The 17346-nt window shown below is 58.2% G+C and carries 15 protein-coding genes and 2 tRNA genes; 15 read left to right on the forward strand and 2 right to left on the reverse strand.

All coding sequences use genetic code 11. The features are described 5' to 3' along the window. Positions 1 to 5: 5 nt before the first annotated feature. The 14 genes from glmM (at position 6) to HA46_RS12050 (ending at position 14387) form a co-directional block, all read left to right on the forward strand. Positions 6 to 1340, forward strand: coding sequence for a phosphoglucosamine mutase (glmM, locus tag HA46_RS11990; RefSeq protein ID WP_084884467.1), 1335 nt, complete (start codon positions 6 to 8; stop codon positions 1338 to 1340). 215 nt (positions 1341 to 1555) lie between these two features. Continuing rightward, entirely contained in the window at positions 1556 to 1891 is a 336-nt protein-coding gene (secG, locus tag HA46_RS11995) for a preprotein translocase subunit SecG (protein ID WP_033793592.1), read from the forward strand. 48 nt (positions 1892 to 1939) lie between these two features. Further along, positions 1940 to 2026: transfer RNA gene (locus HA46_RS12000), tRNA-Leu, on the forward strand. Between the two features lie 58 nt (positions 2027 to 2084). Beyond that, positions 2085 to 2161, forward strand: a tRNA-Met gene (locus HA46_RS12005). Positions 2162 to 2370: 209 nt separating this feature from the next. Further along, positions 2371 to 2823, forward strand: a complete 453-nt coding sequence (gene rimP / locus HA46_RS12010; RefSeq protein ID WP_033749310.1) for a ribosome maturation factor RimP — start codon at positions 2371 to 2373, stop codon at positions 2821 to 2823. Positions 2824 to 2847: 24 nt separating this feature from the next. Beyond that, a complete protein-coding gene (gene nusA, locus HA46_RS12015; protein WP_033749311.1) occupies positions 2848 to 4335 on the forward strand; it encodes a transcription termination factor NusA in 1488 nt (495 codons plus the stop codon). A gap of 17 nt (positions 4336 to 4352) precedes the next feature. Beyond that, positions 4353 to 7040, forward strand: a complete 2688-nt coding sequence (gene infB, locus HA46_RS12020) for a translation initiation factor IF-2 (protein WP_033749312.1) — start codon at positions 4353 to 4355, stop codon at positions 7038 to 7040. 65 nt (positions 7041 to 7105) lie between these two features. Beyond that, positions 7106 to 7513 carry a 30S ribosome-binding factor RbfA gene (gene rbfA / locus HA46_RS12025; protein WP_033749639.1) on the forward strand — a complete coding sequence of 136 codons (408 nt, stop codon included), beginning with the start codon at positions 7106 to 7108 and terminating at the stop codon, positions 7511 to 7513. After that, positions 7513 to 8457, forward strand: coding sequence for a tRNA pseudouridine(55) synthase TruB (truB, locus tag HA46_RS12030; RefSeq protein WP_084884469.1), 945 nt, complete (start codon positions 7513 to 7515; stop codon positions 8455 to 8457). The genes rbfA and truB overlap by 1 nt, the downstream gene beginning before the upstream one ends. A gap of 118 nt (positions 8458 to 8575) precedes the next feature. Further along, entirely contained in the window at positions 8576 to 8845 is a 270-nt protein-coding gene (gene rpsO / locus HA46_RS12035) for a 30S ribosomal protein S15 (protein ID WP_033749314.1), read from the forward strand. Positions 8846 to 9152: 307 nt separating this feature from the next. Continuing rightward, entirely contained in the window at positions 9153 to 11288 is a 2136-nt protein-coding gene (gene pnp, locus HA46_RS12040; RefSeq protein WP_033749315.1) for a polyribonucleotide nucleotidyltransferase, read from the forward strand. Positions 11289 to 11419: 131 nt separating this feature from the next. Beyond that, complete coding sequence (nlpI, locus tag HA46_RS12045; RefSeq protein ID WP_084884471.1) at positions 11420 to 12304, forward strand: lipoprotein NlpI; 885 nt, start codon at positions 11420 to 11422, stop codon at positions 12302 to 12304. A gap of 105 nt (positions 12305 to 12409) precedes the next feature. Continuing rightward, positions 12410 to 12466: a protein YrbN gene (yrbN, locus tag HA46_RS21550; protein ID WP_100229640.1), complete on the forward strand. Its 57-nt coding sequence runs from the start codon at positions 12410 to 12412 to the stop codon at positions 12464 to 12466. Positions 12467 to 12482: 16 nt separating this feature from the next. Further along, positions 12483 to 14387: a DEAD/DEAH family ATP-dependent RNA helicase gene (locus tag HA46_RS12050; protein WP_033793348.1), complete on the forward strand. Its 1905-nt coding sequence runs from the start codon at positions 12483 to 12485 to the stop codon at positions 14385 to 14387. 69 nt (positions 14388 to 14456) lie between these two features. Here the strand turns inward: HA46_RS12050 and HA46_RS12055 are convergent, their stop codons facing one another. Beyond that, the gene (locus tag HA46_RS12055) at positions 14457 to 15203 is read right to left on the reverse strand and encodes an SDR family NAD(P)-dependent oxidoreductase (RefSeq protein ID WP_084884474.1); all 747 of its coding nucleotides are present in this window, start codon (positions 15201 to 15203) and stop codon (positions 14457 to 14459) included. A gap of 180 nt (positions 15204 to 15383) precedes the next feature. On the opposite strand from HA46_RS12055, the gene HA46_RS12060 reads away from it, so the two are divergent. Continuing rightward, positions 15384 to 16286, forward strand: coding sequence for an AraC family transcriptional regulator (locus HA46_RS12060; protein ID WP_033793350.1), 903 nt, complete (start codon positions 15384 to 15386; stop codon positions 16284 to 16286). Positions 16287 to 16304: 18 nt separating this feature from the next. On the opposite strand, the gene HA46_RS12065 is transcribed toward HA46_RS12060, so the two are convergent. Next, positions 16305 to 17315 carry a luciferase-like monooxygenase gene (locus HA46_RS12065; RefSeq protein WP_084884476.1) on the reverse strand — a complete coding sequence of 337 codons (1011 nt, stop codon included), beginning with the start codon at positions 17313 to 17315 and terminating at the stop codon, positions 16305 to 16307. Between the last annotated feature and the right edge of the window lie 31 nt (positions 17316 to 17346).

Here is a 17346-nt window from a genome sequence, read left to right on the forward strand (position 1 = left end):
AAGGCATGAGTAATCGTAAATATTTTGGTACGGACGGCATTCGCGGCAAGGTTGGCGAAGCGCCGATTACCCCTGACTTTGTACTGAAGCTGGGCTGGGCGGCAGGCAAAGTGCTGGCGCGCCACGGCTCGCGAAAGGTGCTGATCGGTAAAGATACGCGTATCTCCGGCTATATGCTGGAGTCGGCGCTGGAGGCAGGCCTGGCCGCAGCGGGCTTGTCCGCCGCCTTTACCGGCCCAATGCCGACGCCCGCCATCGCCTATCTGACGCGCACCTTCCGCGCCGAAGCGGGCATCGTCATCTCCGCGTCGCACAACCCGTTTGACGATAACGGCATTAAATTCTTCTCCGCCGAAGGCACCAAGCTGCCGGACGAGGTAGAAGAGGCGATTGAGCTGGAAATGGAGAAGCCGCTGACCTGCGTCGAGTCCGCCGAGCTGGGGCGCGCCAGCCGTATCGTAGACGCCGCCGGCCGCTATATCGAGTTCTGCAAGGGCTCCTTTCCGAGCGAGCTTAGCCTTAACGGCCTGAAAATCGTGGTTGACTGCGCGAACGGCGCCACCTACCACATTGCGCCGAACGTGCTGCGCGAGCTGGGCGCCACCGTTATCGCCATCGCCACGCAGCCTGACGGCATGAATATCAACAAAGAGTGCGGCGCGACCGATCTGCGTATGCTGCAGCAGCGCGTGCTGGCGGAGAAAGCGGATATCGGCCTAGCTTACGACGGTGACGGCGACCGCATCATGATGGTCGACCATCTGGGCGAGAAGGTCGATGGCGACCAGATCCTGTATATCATCGCGCGCGAAGGGCTGCGTCAGGGCCAGCTACGCGGCGGCGTGGTCGGGACCCTGATGAGCAATATGGGCCTCGAGCTGGCACTGAAGCAGCTCGGCATTCCTTTCGCCCGCGCCAAAGTGGGCGACCGCTACGTGCTGGAAAAGATGCAAGAGAAGAACTGGCGTCTTGGCGCGGAGAACTCCGGCCACGTTATTCTGCTGGATAAAACCACCACCGGCGACGGCATCGTAGCAAGTTTGCAAGTGCTCACTGCAATGGTGCGCAACCATATGAGCCTGCACGATCTGTGCAGCGGCATGAAGATGCTGCCGCAGGTGCTGGTCAACGTGCGCTTCAGCGGCACCGGCGACCCGCTGGAAGACGAGGCGGTAAAAAGCGTGACGGCGGAGGTGGAAAAGACCCTGGCCGGACGCGGACGCGTGCTGCTGCGTAAATCGGGTACCGAGCCGTTGATTCGCGTCATGGTGGAAGGGGAAAACGAAGCGCAGGTCACCGAGCTGGCGCATCGTATCGCCGAACAGGTCAAAGCGGTTTAAGGCGTGAACGGCGGACGGTTTTACGCCGATCCGCCGTTAAAACATCAGGATGGCGCTTTTTTCCGCAGTCGATCGCGGCGAAGAAAATTACCCTTGCAGAGGGGGGCGCCTTTGGTTAGTATTCACACCCGCTTCTGATGGGTGATGACGACACGGCCCATCTATACTGGCTGAAGCTTAACTGTGCGGTTATCGCGCAAGGAAACAGGTTGATTATGTACGAAGCTCTTTTAGTTATCTTCCTTATTGTAGCCATCGCCCTCGTGGGTTTGATTATGCTGCAGCAAGGTAAAGGCGCTGATATGGGAGCCTCATTCGGTGCAGGCGCATCCGCAACGCTGTTCGGTTCTACGGGTTCAGGTAACTTCATGACTCGCATGACCGGCATTCTCGCGGCACTGTTCTTCATCATCAGCCTTGTTCTGGGTAACCTGAACACCAATAAGACTTCAAAAGGAAGCGAGTGGGAAAATCTGTCAGCGCCGGCGCAGTCAACGCAATCGACTCAGCCTGCACAACCGGCAACGCCGGGTAACGACATCCCGAAATAAGTTCGTCATGCTTGCGACGCGACAGATTCAAGTCGTGGTCTGAACAGTGCCGAGGTGGTGGAATTGGTAGACACGCTACCTTGAGGTGGTAGTGCCCGATTGGGCTTACGGGTTCAAGTCCCGTCCTCGGTACCAAATCTGGTTTTACTTGCAAATATCGCAAGATCAGCGTAACATTCGTCACGTTTTCGGACGCGGGGTGGAGCAGCCTGGTAGCTCGTCGGGCTCATAACCCGAAGGTCGTCGGTTCAAATCCGGCCCCCGCAACCACTTTCCCTTAGAGTTCTTTTTCAAATATACTGTGTGCATCGACGGGCGCATCGCAGCGAGTTTTGAAAAAAATTCTTCTGGACGGTGCCGAGCCGCTTAGCGGCGTACAGGGTCCAGTCACAAAAAGCCCCGAATTTTCGGGGTTTTTTGTTATCAGGAAATCGTAACACTGGGCTATTAAGCCCTTTTTTTATGTCTTGGGGGTGGGCTTGTCCACATTAGAGCAAAAATTGACAGAGTTGGTATCGGCTCCGGTAGAAGCGCTCGGCTACGAACTGGTCGGTATCGAATTCGTTCGTGGTCGCACATCAACCCTGCGCATCTATATTGATAGTGAAGATGGCATCAATGTCGATGATTGCGCGGATGTCAGCCACCAGGTAAGCGCGGTGCTGGATGTGGAAGATCCCATCACCGTGGCTTACAACCTTGAAGTCTCCTCACCGGGGCTGGATCGCCCGATGTTTACCGCGGAACATTACGTGCGGTATACAGGCGAAGAAGTCAGTCTGGTCCTGCGCATGGCGGTACAGAACCGTCGTAAATGGCAGGGCATCATCAAGTCGGTCGACGGCGAGATGGTGACGGTGACCGTTGAGGGTAAAGACGAGGTGTTCGCGCTGAGCAATATTCAGAAAGCGAACCTGGTCCCCCACTTTTAAAAGTCCGGATTGAGGCTAACCAGGATGAACAAAGAGATCTTAGCTGTTGTAGAAGCCGTTTCTAACGAAAAAGCCCTGCCGCGTGAGAAAATCTTCGAGGCGCTGGAGAGCGCGCTGGCAACTGCAACCAAGAAGAAGTACGAGCAAGAGATTGACGTTCGCGTCAGCATCGATCGCAAAAGCGGCGACTTCGACACCTTCCGCCGTTGGGAAGTGGTAGAAGAAGTGACGCAGCCGACGCGCGAGATCACGCTGGAGGCAGCCCGCTTCGAGGATGAAGCGTTCAATCTGGGCGATTACGTTGAAGATCAGATCGAATCGGTCACCTTTGACCGTATTACTACCCAGACTGCGAAGCAGGTTATCGTGCAGAAAGTGCGCGAGGCCGAGCGCGCGATGGTGGTCGATCAGTTCCGCCAGCATGAAGGCGAGATCATCACCGGTGTGGTGAAGAAAGTGAATCGCGACAACATCACCCTGGATCTTGGCAGCAACGCCGAAGCGGTGATTTTGCGCGAAGACATGCTGCCGCGTGAGAACTTCCGTCCGGGCGACCGTATTCGCGGCGTGCTTTACGCCGTACGTCCTGAAGCGCGCGGCGCGCAGCTGTTCGTGACCCGTTCTAAGCCGGAAATGCTGATCGAACTGTTTCGCATCGAGGTGCCGGAAATCGGCGAAGAAGTCATCGAAATTAAAGCGGCGGCTCGCGATCCGGGTTCACGCGCTAAAATTGCGGTGAAAACCAACGACAAACGCATCGATCCGGTCGGCGCCTGCGTCGGTATGCGCGGCGCGCGCGTGCAGGCTGTTTCCAGCGAGCTGGGCGGCGAGCGTATCGATATCGTGCTGTGGGACGATAACCCGGCGCAGTTTGTTATTAACGCCATGGCTCCGGCCGACGTGGCGTCAATCGTGGTTGATGAAGATAACCACACCATGGATATCGCTGTTGAAGCCGGCAATCTGGCTCAGGCGATCGGCCGTAACGGCCAAAACGTGCGTCTGGCTTCCCAGCTGAGCGGCTGGGAGCTGAACGTGATGACCGTCGATGATCTGCAGGCGAAACACCAGGCCGAAGCGCATGCTGCTATTGATATGTTTACTAAACATCTCGACATCGACGAAGAGTTCGCCACCGTACTGGTGGAAGAGGGCTTCTCTTCGCTGGAAGAGCTGGCATACGTGCCGATCAACGAGCTGCTGGACGTTGATGGTCTGGACGAAGAGACCGTAGAAGCCCTGCGTGAACGAGCCAAAAATGCGTTAACCACCCTGGCGCTGGCGAAAGAAGAGAGCCGTGGTAATCAGGAGCCCGCTGAGGATCTTCTGAATCTCGACGGCCTGGATCGTACGCTAGCGTACCGCCTGGCGGCGAAAGGCGTTTGCACGCTGGAAGATCTCGCCGAGCAAGGTGTCGACGACCTGACGGATATTGAAGGGCTGAATGATGAGCAAGCCGGCGCGCTGATTATGGCCGCGCGAAATATCTGCTGGTTCGGCGATGACGCGTAATAACAGGAAGGAACAGCATGACAGATGTAACCGTAAAATCGCTGGCCGCAGAGATTCAGACCCCGGTCGATCGCCTGGTTCAGCAATTCGCTGACGCAGGGATCCGCAAGTCGGAGAACGACGCGGTCACGCAGCAAGAGAAAGAAACTTTATTGTCGCACCTTAATCGCGAGCATGGTCAGACCGGCTCAAGCAAGTTAACATTGCAGCGTAAGACGCGCAGTACCTTGAATATCCCAGGCACCGGGGGTAAAAGTAAATCGGTGCAAATCGAAGTCCGCAAAAAGCGCACCTACGTAAAAGGTGATGCGGAAGCTGAACAGGCAGAAGCAGAAGCCCAGGCTCAGCGTGAAGCGGAAGAAAAGGCGCAACGCGAGGCTGAAGAAAAAGCCCGTCGCGAAGCTGAAGAAAAAGCGCAACGTGAAGCCGAAGAGAAAGCCAAGCGCGAAGCCGCTGAAAAGGCGAAGCGTGAAGCAGCGGAAAAAGAAAAAGTGACGAATCATCAAACCGACGATATGACCAAGGCTGCGCAGTCCGACAAAGCCCGTCGCGAAGCCGAAGCGGCTGAACTGAAGCGTAAAGCGGAAGAAGAAGCACGCCGTAAGCTCGAAGAAGACGCTCGCCGCGTCGCTGAAGAAGCGCGCCGCCTGGCTGAAGAAAAATCAGCTGAATGGGAAAAACCTGAAGAAGAGGATAAAGGCGACTATCACGTCACCACCTCGACTCATGCCCGTCAGGCGGAAGACGAAAACGACCGTCAGGTAGAAGCGGGCCGCGCGCGCGCGCGCACCACTGCCAAAGCGGCGCGTCCGGCGAAGAAAGGCAACAAGCATTCTGAAGCCAAAACCGATCGCGAAGAAGCGCGCGCGCAGATTCGCGGCGGCAAAGGCGGCAAACACCGCAAGCCAAGCGCACTGCAGCAGGGCTTCAACAAACCTGCCCAGGTTGTTAACCGCGACGTCATCATCGGCGAAACCATCACCGTAGCCGAACTGGCTAACAAAATGGCGGTGAAAGGTTCGCAGGTCATCAAAGCGATGATGAAGATGGGCGCCATGGCGACCATCAACCAGGTTATCGACCAGGAAACGGCTCAGCTGGTTGCGGAAGAGATGGGTCACAAAGTGATCCTGCGCCGCGAGAACGAGCTGGAAGAAGCGGTAATGAGCGATCGCGATACCGATGCCGCGCAGGAATCCCGCGCGCCGGTCGTGACCATTATGGGCCACGTCGACCACGGTAAAACCTCGCTGCTGGACTACATCCGTTCGACCAAAGTCGCCTCTGGCGAAGCGGGCGGCATTACCCAGCACATCGGTGCTTACCATGTCGAAACCGACAACGGCATGATCACCTTCCTCGACACCCCGGGCCACGCCGCGTTTACCGCGATGCGTGCGCGTGGTGCGCAGGCGACGGATATCGTTATCCTCGTGGTGGCGGCTGACGACGGCGTGATGCCGCAGACCATCGAAGCGATCCAGCACGCGAAAGCGGCGGGCGTGCCGGTTGTGGTTGCCGTTAACAAAATCGATAAGCCGGAAGCCGATCCGGATCGCGTCAAGAACGAACTGACTCAGTACGGCATCATCCCGGAAGAGTGGGGCGGCGAAAACATGTTCGTCAACGTCTCTGCGAAAGCCGGTACCGGCATTGACGATCTGCTGAATGCGATTCTGCTGCAGGCGGAAGTGCTGGAGCTGACCGCTATTCGCGAAGGCATGGCGAGCGGCGTGGTGATCGAATCCTTCCTGGATAAAGGTCGTGGTCCGGTCGCTACCGTGCTGGTGCGCGAAGGTACCCTGAACAAAGGTGACATCGTGCTGTGCGGCTTCGAATATGGCCGCGTGCGTGCGATGCGCGACGAACTGGGCCGCGAAGTCATGGAAGCGGGTCCGTCCATTCCGGTGGAAATCCTCGGTCTCTCCGGCGTGCCGGCAGCGGGCGACGAAGCGACCGTCGTGCGTGACGAGAAGAAAGCGCGTGAAGTGGCTCTCTATCGTCAGGGCAAGTTCCGCGAAGTCAAACTGGCGCGCCAGCAGAAGGCGAAGCTGGAGAACATGTTCGCCAACATGACAGAAGGCGAAGTCTCCGAGCTGAACATCGTGCTGAAGTCCGACGTCCAGGGTTCTGTGGAAGCGATCTCCGACTCGCTGCTGAAACTCTCCACCGACGAAGTGAAGGTGAAGATTATCGGTTCGGGCGTAGGTGGTATCACCGAAACCGACGCCACCCTGGCTGCGGCGTCCAACGCCATCATCCTCGGCTTCAACGTGCGTGCCGATGCCTCTGCGCGTCGCGTCATCGATGCTGAAAACGTCGACCTGCGTTACTACTCCGTTATCTATAATCTGATCGACGAAGTGAAAGCGGCGATGAGCGGCATGCTGGCTCCGGAGTTCAAACAGCAGATTATCGGTCTGGCTGAAGTTCGCGATGTGTTCAAGTCACCGAAATTCGGCGCGATCGCCGGCTGTATGGTTACCGAAGGCAACATCAAGCGTCACAATCCGATCCGCGTTCTGCGTGACAACGTGGTTATCTACGAAGGCGAGCTGGAATCTCTGCGTCGCTTTAAAGATGACGTCAACGAAGTGCGTAACGGCATGGAGTGTGGTATCGGCGTGAAGAACTACAACGACGTTCGCGTTGGCGATATGATCGAAGTGTTCGAAGTGATCGAAGTTAAGCGCACCATCGAATAAGCATTACGCGATGTGTTGCAATTTGGGAGGCCGCTGGCCTCCCGAATTATTTTGGAGAGATGATTATGGCGAAAGAATTTGGCCGCCCGCAGCGTGTGTCGCAGGAGCTGCAAAAAGAGATCGCAATCATTCTGCAGCGCGAGATTAAAGATCCGCGTCTCGGCATGATGGTCACGGTTTCCGGCGTGGAAGTATCGCGCGATCTCGCGTATGCCAAAGTGTTTGTCACCTTCCTTAACGACAAAGACGAGGAAGCGGTAAAAAATGGCCTGAAGGCGCTGAAAGAGGCTTCTGGCTATATTCGTATTCTGCTCGGCAAAGCGATGCGTCTGCGTATCGTGCCGGAACTGACCTTCTTCTACGACAATTCGCTGATTGAAGGTATGCGCATGTCGAACCTGGTGTCGAACGTCATCAAAAACGACGTCGAGCGTCGCGGTGAAAACCCGGCGGAAGATGACAAGGAGGACTAATGAGTCGTCCTCGTCGTCGCGGTCGCGACGTCCACGGCGTGTTCCTGCTCGATAAGCAGCAGGGCGCCTCGTCCAACGATGTGCTGCAAAAAGTTAAACGTCTGTTTAACGCCAACAAAGCGGGTCATACCGGCGCGCTCGATCCGCTGGCAACCGGCATGCTGCCGATTTGTCTCGGCGAAGCGACCAAGTTCTCCCAGTATCTGCTCGACTCGGATAAGCGTTATCGCGTTATTGCGCGTCTTGGCGAGCGTACCGATACTTCCGACGCCGACGGCAATATCGTTGAAACGCGTCCGGTCTCCTTTAGCCAGGATCAGCTCGACGCGGCGCTGGAGAGCTTTCGCGGCGAGACGATGCAGGTGCCGACCATGTTTTCGGCGTTGAAGTATCAGGGCCGAAAGCTATATGAGTACGCGCGCGAAGGCGTAACCGTGCCGCGCGAAGCGCGTCCGATTACCGTCTTCGAGCTGCAGTTTATTCGCTGGGAAGGGAATGAGCTGGAGCTGGAAATTCACGTGTCTAAAGGCACCTATATCCGCACCATTATCGACGATCTGGGCGAGAAGCTCGGCTGCGGCGCGCATGTGATTATGCTGCGCCGTTTGCAGGTGGCACGCTATCCGATCGAAAAGATGATGACGCTGGAGCAGCTGCAGGCCGTCGCGACGACAATAAGCACGGCGGAAACGCCCGACTACGCGCCGCTCGACGCGCTTTTGCTGCCGATGGATAGCCCGGCGGACGCGTTTCCCATCGTTAACCTGCCCTCCGCCGTCGCCGCCTTTTTCAAACAGGGCATGCCGGTTCAGGCAGCGGATGCCCCGCAGCAGGGGCTGGTGCGCGTAACCGAAGGCGATGCGCATAAATTTATCGGCATGGCGGAAGTCGCCGCTGACGGGCGCGTGGCGCCGCGTCGTCTGGTGGTGGAGTATCCCGCGTAACCCTGGGCAACGCTGCATTTGCGTTGCTCCCGGGCGAAGAGTAGAATAGCGCGGCTTTAAAGCGGGTAGCTGAATTAGAGATCGGCGCCCATACATTCATTTATTACTGGAGTTTATTATGTCTCTAAGCGTAGAAGCTAAAGCAGAGATCGTTGCTAAATACGGTCGTGGTGCTAACGACAGCGGCTCAACCGAAGTTCAGGTTGCACTGCTGACTGCACAGATTAGCCACCTGCAGGGTCACTTCTCTGAGCACAAGAAAGACCACCACAGCCGTCGCGGTCTGCTGCGCATGGTATCTCAGCGTCGTAAGCTGCTGGACTACCTGAAGCGTAAAGACGTTGCACGCTACACCAGCCTGATCGAAAGCCTGGGCCTGCGTCGCTAAGTCTGAAGAATCTGATCAAGGATGTAGCGCAGAGAGTTTGCGAAAAAACGCGTCTTGCGATCAGATTTGTGCGAGTTTCACGAAAAGGGGGCCTTTACGGCCCCTTTTTTCGAGCAATGCGCAGCAATCCGGACCAAACTCATGTATTGTTGCAGTGAGTGATCTTCGTTTGCAGAGGTTCGCGCGGCTAATGAGAGGCTTTACCGCAGATTCGGTTAAGGGTTGTCATTAGTCGCGAGGATGCAACTGAAGATCGGTAATCCATGGCACGCCAGAAAGGTGCTGCCCCGAAGTTAAGGAATTCATTTTGCTGAACCCGATCGTACGTCAATTCCAATATGGTCAGCATACCGTCACGCTGGAAACCGGCATGATGGCGCGCCAGGCCACCGCAGCCGTTATGGCCAGCATGGACGACACCGCTGTATTCGTGACCGTTGTTGGCCAGAAAAAAGCCAAGCCCGGTCAGGACTTTTTCCCGCTGACCGTGAACTACCAGGAGCGTACCTACGCCGCTGGCCGTATCCCGGGCAGCTTCTTCCGTCGCGAAGGTCGTCCAAGCGAAGGCGAAACCCTGATTGCGCGTCTGATTGACCGCCCGATTCGTCCGCTGTTCCCGGAAGGCTTCGTTAACGAAGTTCAGGTTATCGCCACCGTGGTTTCCGTTAACCCGCAGGTTAACCCGGATATCGTCGCGATGATCGGCGCCTCCGCTGCACTGGCGCTGTCAGGCCTGCCGTTCAACGGTCCGATCGGCGCCGCGCGCGTCGGCTACATCAACGACCAGTATGTGCTGAACCCGACTGCTGACGAGATCAAACAGTCTCGTCTGGATCTGGTGGTTGCCGGTACGCAGAACGCGGTACTGATGGTGGAGTCCGAAGCGGACATCCTGACCGAAGATCAGATGCTGGGCGCAGTGGTGTTCGGCCACGAGCAGCAGCAGGTCGTCATCGAAAACATCAATTCTCTGGTCGCAGAAGCGGGCAAACCGCGCTGGGACTGGCAGCCTGAGCCGGCTAACGACGCGCTGATCGCACGCGTTGCCGCCCTGGCTGAAGCGCGCATCAGCGACGCTTACCGCATCACCGACAAGCAAGAGCGTTACACCCAGGTTGGCGTCATCAAAGACGAAACCATCGCCGCGCTGCTGGCTGAAGACGAAACGCTGGACGACGCTGAAATCGGCGACATCGTTCACAGCCTGGAAAAGAACGTGGTGCGTACCCGTATCCTGAACGGCGAACCGCGTATCGACGGCCGTGAAAAAGATATGATCCGTGGCCTGGACGTTCGCACCGGCGTACTGCCGCGCACGCACGGCTCGGCGCTGTTCACCCGTGGCGAAACGCAGGCGCTGGTTGCCGCGACGCTGGGTACCGCGCGTGACGCGCAGAACCTGGACGAGCTGATGGGCGAACGTACCGACAGCTTCCTGTTCCACTACAACTTCCCTCCGTACTCGGTAGGCGAAACCGGTATGGTCGGCTCGCCGAAGCGTCGTGAGATTGGTCACGGTCGCCTGGCGAAGCGCGGCGTGCTGGCCGTGATGCCGAAGCAGGAAGAGTTCCCGTACACCGTGCGCGTTGTCTCTGAAATCACCGAATCCAACGGCTCGTCCTCTATGGCTTCCGTGTGCGGCGCTTCACTGGCGCTGATGGATGCCGGCGTGCCGATCAAAGCGGCCGTTGCAGGCATCGCGATGGGTCTGGTGAAAGAAGATGAGAAGTTCGTGGTACTGTCTGACATCCTCGGCGACGAAGATCACCTCGGCGACATGGACTTCAAAGTAGCCGGTAGCCGCGAAGGCATCACCGCGCTGCAGATGGACATCAAAATCGAAGGCATCACCCGCGAAATCATGCAGGTTGCGCTGAATCAGGCCAAAGGTGCGCGTCTGCACATCCTGGGCGTGATGGAGCAGGCAATCAGCACGCCGCGTAAAGAGATCTCTGAGTTCGCGCCGCGCATTTACACCATCAAGATCAATTCAGACAAGATCAAAGATGTGATTGGTAAAGGCGGTTCCGTAATCCGCGCGCTGACCGAAGAGACCGGCACCACCATCGAAATCGAAGACGACGGCACCGTGAAAATCGCGGCGACCGACGGTCTGAAGGCGAAAGAGGCGATTCGTCGCATCGAAGAGATTACCGCCGAGATCGAAGTGGGCCGCGTTTACAGCGGTAAAGTGACCCGTATCGTCGACTTCGGTGCCTTCGTCGCCATTGGCGGCGGCAAGGAAGGGCTGGTACACATTTCTCAGATCGCGGATAAGCGCGTAGAGAAAGTGACCGACTACCTGCAGATGGGCCAGGAAGTGCCGGTTAAGGTACTGGAAGTGGACCGTCAGGGTCGCGTCCGTCTGAGCATCAAAGAAGCGACAGAGTCTAAGCCTCAGGGCGAAGAAGCTGCCGTGACCAGCGCGCCAGACGCAGAGTAATTCCCTGTTTGCCTCTCCTTATCCCATCGCGGATGGGAGAGGCGTTTGTGTCATCGCGAGGGCGGGAATCCTTGTGCACAGCAGGCGGATAACAGGAGCGTTGTCCTAATGTTTGTATTCGGGAGTGGGAAATGAAGCCTTTTTTGCGCTGGTGTTTTGTTGCGACAGCTATCACGCTGGCAGGATGCAGCAACTCCAATTGGCGTAAGAACGAAGTTCTTGCAGTACCTCTACAGCCCACACTGCAGCAGGAAGTGATTCTGGCGCGCATGGAACAAATTCTTGCCAGTCGCGCCCTTACCGATGATGAACGCGCACAGCTATTATATGAGCGCGGAGTGTTGTATGATAGTCTCGGTCTGAGAGCACTAGCGCGGAACGATTTCTCGCAAGCGCTGTCTATAAGACCAGATATGCCGGAAGTGTTTAACTATCTCGGCATATATTTAACGCAGGCAGGCAATTTTGATGCTGCCTATGAAGCGTTTGATTCTGTACTTGAGCTTGATCCAACTTACAATTATGCGCATTTAAATCGTGGTATCGCCCTCTATTACGGCGGTCGATACAAGTTAGCGCAAGATGATCTGCTGGCGTTTTATCAAGACGATCCCAACGATCCTTTCCGCAGCCTGTGGCTCTATCTCGATAAACGCGAGATGGACGCTGATAAGGCGAAAGTTGCGCTGCAGCAGCGTTACGACAAAGCGGCCCGTGATCAATGGGGATGGAACATTGTCGAATTCTACCTTGGCGACATCAGTGAAAGCACGCTGATGGAACGTCTCAAGGCAGACGCAACGGATAACACCTCGCTCGCTGAACATCTCAGTGAAACCAACTTCTATTTAGGTAAGCATTACCTAAGTCTGGGGGAGAAGGACAACGCGAAAGCGCTGTTCAAACTGGCGGTGGCCAACAACGTCAACAACTTTGTTGAACACCGATACGCATTGTTGGAACTGGCGCAACTCGGCCAGACACAAGACGATTTATCAGAATCTGACCAGCAATAGCTGACGAACTTTTATTGCCCGAAGTACCCGTTATGTCATCATCTTCCGGGATGAGGGCTTTTCTGTTCGTCAAAACTTCTAATTTGAGCCGGTTCACACTTTTTGATGAAAATGACTGAAAATTTTCACGACGAGTTATGTAGACTGGCCGCCGCAATCTAAGAGGCACGTGTACTACATGACTGATATCCAAACCACTTTTGCTGACCTGGGCCTGAACGCCGACATCCTCGAATCACTGAACGGCATGGGCTATGTTAAGCCTTCTCCGATCCAGGCTGAGTGTATTCCTCACCTGCTGGCGGGCCGTGACGTACTGGGCATGGCGCAGACCGGCAGTGGTAAAACCGCAGCGTTCTCGCTGCCGCTGTTAAACAACATTGATCCTTCTCTTCGCGCACCGCAGATCCTGGTGCTGGCGCCGACCCGCGAACTGGCGGTTCAGGTTGCCGAAGCGATGACCGAATTCTCTAAACATATGCGTGGCGTCAACGTCGTGGCCCTTTACGGCGGCCAGCGTTATGACGTGCAGCTGCGCGCGCTGCGTCAGGGCCCGCAAATCGTGGTGGGCACCCCGGGTCGTCTGCTCGACCACCTGAAACGCGGCACGCTGGATCTCTCTAACCTGCGCGGCCTGGTGCTGGACGAAGCTGATGAAATGCTGCGTATGGGCTTCATCGAAGACGTTGAAACCATCATGGCGCAGATTCCGGAAGGTCATCAGACCGCGCTGTTCTCAGCGACCATGCCGGAAGCGATCCGTCGCATCACCAAGCGTTTCATGAAAGATCCGCAGGAAGTCCGCATCCAGTCCAGCGTCACCACGCGCCCGGACATCAGCCAGTCTTACTGGACGGCGTACGGTCGTAAAACCGACGCGCTGGTGCGTTTCCTTGAAGCGGAAGACTTCGATGCCGCTATCATCTTCGTGCGTACTAAAAACGCTACGCTGGAAGTGGCTGAAGCGCTGGAGCGCAGCGGCTACAACAGCGCCGCGCTGAACGGCGACATGAACCAGGCGCTGCGCGAGCAGACCCTGGAGCGTCTGAAAGATGGCCGTCTCGATATCCTGATCGCCACCGACGTTGCGGCGCGCGGTCTGGACGTGGAGCGCATCAGCCTGGTCGTTAACTACGACATTCCGCTGGACGCTGAGTCTTACGTCCACCGTATCGGTCGTACCGGCCGCGCCGGTCGTGCTGGCCGCGCGCTGCTGTTCGTCGAGAACCGCGAGCGTCGCCTGCTGCGCAACATCGAGCGCACCATGAAGCTGACCATTCCGGAAGTCGAACTGCCGAACGCTGAGCTGCTGAGCACCCGCCGTCTGGAGAAATTCGCCGGACGCGTACAGCAGCAGCTGGAAAGCAGCGATCTGGACCAGTATCGCGCGCTGCTGGAGAAACTCTCTCCGCAGGACGATCTGGATATGGAAACGCTGGCCGCAGCGCTGCTGAAAATGGCGCAGGGCGAACGTCCGCTGATCGTCCAGCCGGACGCGCCGCGTCCGCAGCGTCGCGAGTTCCGCGATCGTGACGACCGTCGTGATGACCGTCGCAGTCCGCGTGACAGCCGCGAAGGCGGCGATCGTCCGCGTCGCGAACGTCGCGACGTCGGCGAAATGGAACTGTACCGCATTGAAGTGGGCCGTGATGACGGCGTTGAAGTGCGTCACATCGTCGGCGCTATCGCCAACGAAGGCGACATCAGCAGCCGCTACATCGGCAACATCAAGCTGTTCGGCACCCACTCGACGATCGAGCTGCCGAAAGGCATGCCGGGCGATATCCTGCAGCACTTTACCCGCACGCGTATTCTCAACAAACCGATGAATATGCAGCTGCTGGGCGATGCGCAGCCGCAGAGCGAAGCGCGCGGCGAACGTCGCGGCGGCGGCCGTGATTTCGGCGGCGAGCGTCGTGGCGGCGGCAACCGTGAAGGTGGTCGCGAAGGCGGACGTCGTTTCTCTTCCGAGCGTCGCGAAGGCGGTCGTGAAGGCGGACGCAGCAGCTTCAGCCGTGAAGGCAGCCGTGGTCCGCGTCGCGAAGAGGGCGCTGCTGCAGCGCCGCGTCGTCGCGAGTTCTGATAATCAGCCAGGCTGATTGATAAAAAGGGAAGCCCTCGGGCTTCCCTTTTTTTATCTTCAATTCTGGCGTTACGCGCCGCCGGCTATCAGGACACGCTCGCCGCTGATATAGGCGGCCTCCTCCGAGGCGAGAAACAGCGCCACCTGCGCCACATCCTCCGGCAGTCCGAAACGCCCCAGCGGCGTCGCCGCCAGCAGCTGCGCCTTGAGCTGCGGATTGAGCTTCTTCGCGGTCAACAGCCCTTCCGTCATAATGATGCCCGGCGCCAGCGCGTTAACGCGAATATTGCGCGGGCCCAGCTCGCGCGCCAGCCCCTGCGTCAGCGTATCGATCGCGCCTTTGGTCGTCGCCCAGAGTACCGAACCGGGCGTGCTCTGCTGGCTGTTCAGCGCGCTAAGATTGATGATGCAGCCGCCGTGCGCCGGGAACCGCCGCGCCGCCTGCTGGCAAACCAGCAGCGTGCCCAGCAGATTTACGTTGAGCTGCTGCTGCATCTCCAGCAGGCTCAGGGCGCTAAACTCGCCGTAATGGAACTGACCGGCGTTATTGACCACGATATCGGGCGCGCCGAAGTGCGCCAGCGCGGTTTCGAACAGCCGCTCGACGTCCGCTTCGCGGGAAATATCCGCCTGTACCGCCAGCCCTTCGCTGCCCAACGTGCGAATGTCGCTCACCACATCCGCCGCGCCCACCTCATCCTGGCGGTAGTTGACGACTACGCGCGCGCCGGCTGCGGCGAACGCCATAGCAATCGCCGCGCCAATGCCTTTCGAGGCGCCCGTCACCAGCGCAATTTTTCCGTCAAGTGCTTTCATCTTGTCTCTCCACCTGAGTATCGCGTTTGCAAAATATGCGCTTTCAGGTCGAATGTGCGGTAGCGCAATCCTGCAAGTCTCTTGCACGATCCTGCAAATCTGGCGACGAGGCGGGTGCGTTCGTCGCGGGTTCGGGTAACATGTTCACTACCATTTACTCGCGGGGAAAAGGAAGAGGATATGGCGGAACCGGCGCAGCTGGCGCATCTGGCGCAGCTTATCGCGCGTCATGCGGCCGACGATGGCCGTCACGACAGCGCGATTGATTTTCTCTTTTTCGGCCGCAGCTCCCGGCCGTCCGAACCCACCTATCATGCTCAGTGGGCCAGCTTCGCGCTGGTGGCGCAGGGCGGAAAGGCGCTGCGTATGGGTGAGGAGATTATTCATTACGGCCCCGGCGATCTGCTGCTGGTAACCATGGATATGCCGGTGCGCTCCTGCGTAACGATCGCCACGCCCGAGAAGCCGAATCTTGGCATCGGCATCTCCATAAACGAGGAGAGACTGATGCGCTACCTCGACAGGTTTCCGCTAACTTCGCCGCTGGTGGAGGCGCGCACCGAGCGCGGCATCGCCGCGCACAAAGTGTCGCCGCTGCTGGTGGATGCGGTTATCCGCCTGGTTCGCCTGCTGGATCAGCCGCAGGATATCGCCGCGCTGGCGCCGCTTATCGAGCAGGAGATCTTCTATCGTCTGCTGACCGGTCCGGAAGGCGGCCGCATCCTCAACATGGCGCTGGCGGAGCGGCCGGGCAACAAGGTGGCGCGCGCGGCGCGCTGGCTGCGGGAGAATTTTCATCAGCCGTTGAAAATCGGCCGGCTCGCCAGCAGCGTCGGCATGAGCGCCTCTTCGCTGCACCATCATTTCAAAGCGGTCACGGCGATGACGCCGATGCAGTATCAGAAGCAGCTGCGCCTCAACGAGGCGCGACGGCTGATGATGGTAGAGAAGCTGGATGCCGGAACGGCGGGCTATCGCGTAGGGTATCAGAGCGCGTCGCAGTTCAGCCGGGAGTACAGCCGTTTTTACGGCCGATCTCCCGCGCGCGACGTGCGCCAGCTGGCGGTGGGGCCGGAAGCGTAGCGCCCACCGTAGAAGAGCTTACAGCGAGCGGGCCGCTTCCATCGCGATGGCGAAGGAGCGCAGACGCGCCTCGGTATCGAAGATTTGGCCGTTGACCATGATCTCGTCCGCCTGGGTTTCACGCATCAGTCCGGCCAGGCCGTGACGCACTTTGTCGATATCACCCACCAGCGACATGCTCAGCGCCTGCTGCACGCCATACTGCTCTGAAGGCGACCACAGATTATCCATGTTTTCCACCGGCGCAGGCAGCGGGCCCGGCTTGCCGCGGCGCAGGTTGATAAACTGCTGCTGCTGCGAGGTGAACAGGAAGCGCGCGTCGCGCTCGCTGTCGGCGGCGACGACGTTGATGCAGACCATGGCGTACGGTTTGTCCAGACGCGCCGAAGGCTGGAATTTTTCACGATAGAGATGCAGCGCCTGGAACAGCTGATCGGGCGCGAAGTGCGACGCAAAGGCGAACGGCAGGCCGAGCTGCGCCGAGAGCTGTGCGCTGTAGAGGCTGGAGCCAAGCAGCCAGACTGGGATCTTCATGCCAAGGCCCGGCACGGGCTGAACCGGCGGCTGCGCATCTTCGTCGGCGTCGAACCAGTTAATCAGCTCCTGAACATCATCCGGGAAGGTATCCGCATGGATGCTGGAGAGGTGGCGGCGCAGCGCCATCATGGTGCGCTGATCGGAGCCCGGCGCGCGGCCCAGGCCTAAATCGATGCGGCCGGGATAGAGCGACGCCAGGGTGCCGAACTGTTCGGCGATCACCAGCGGCGCATGGTTCGGCAGCATAATGCCGCCCGATCCCAGATGCAGGGTAGTGGTGTTGGCCGCCAGATAGCCGATCAGCACCGAGGTCGCCGCGCTGGCGATGCCGGTCATATTATGATGCTCGGCCAGCCAGTAACGTTCATAGCCCAACGCTTCCGCCTGACGCGCCAGCGCCAGCGAGGTATGAAAGGCATCGCGCGGGGTGGCACCCTGCGGAATCGGCGCCAGATCCAGCACGGAAAGACGAAGGGGTTTTTTCTCAGACATGGGCACTCCAGTTGGGTATGGCGCAGGTGAT

It is taken from the genome of Pantoea septica (genome assembly GCF_002095575.1).
Classification (GTDB): Bacteria; Pseudomonadota; Gammaproteobacteria; order Enterobacterales; family Enterobacteriaceae; genus Pantoea; species Pantoea septica.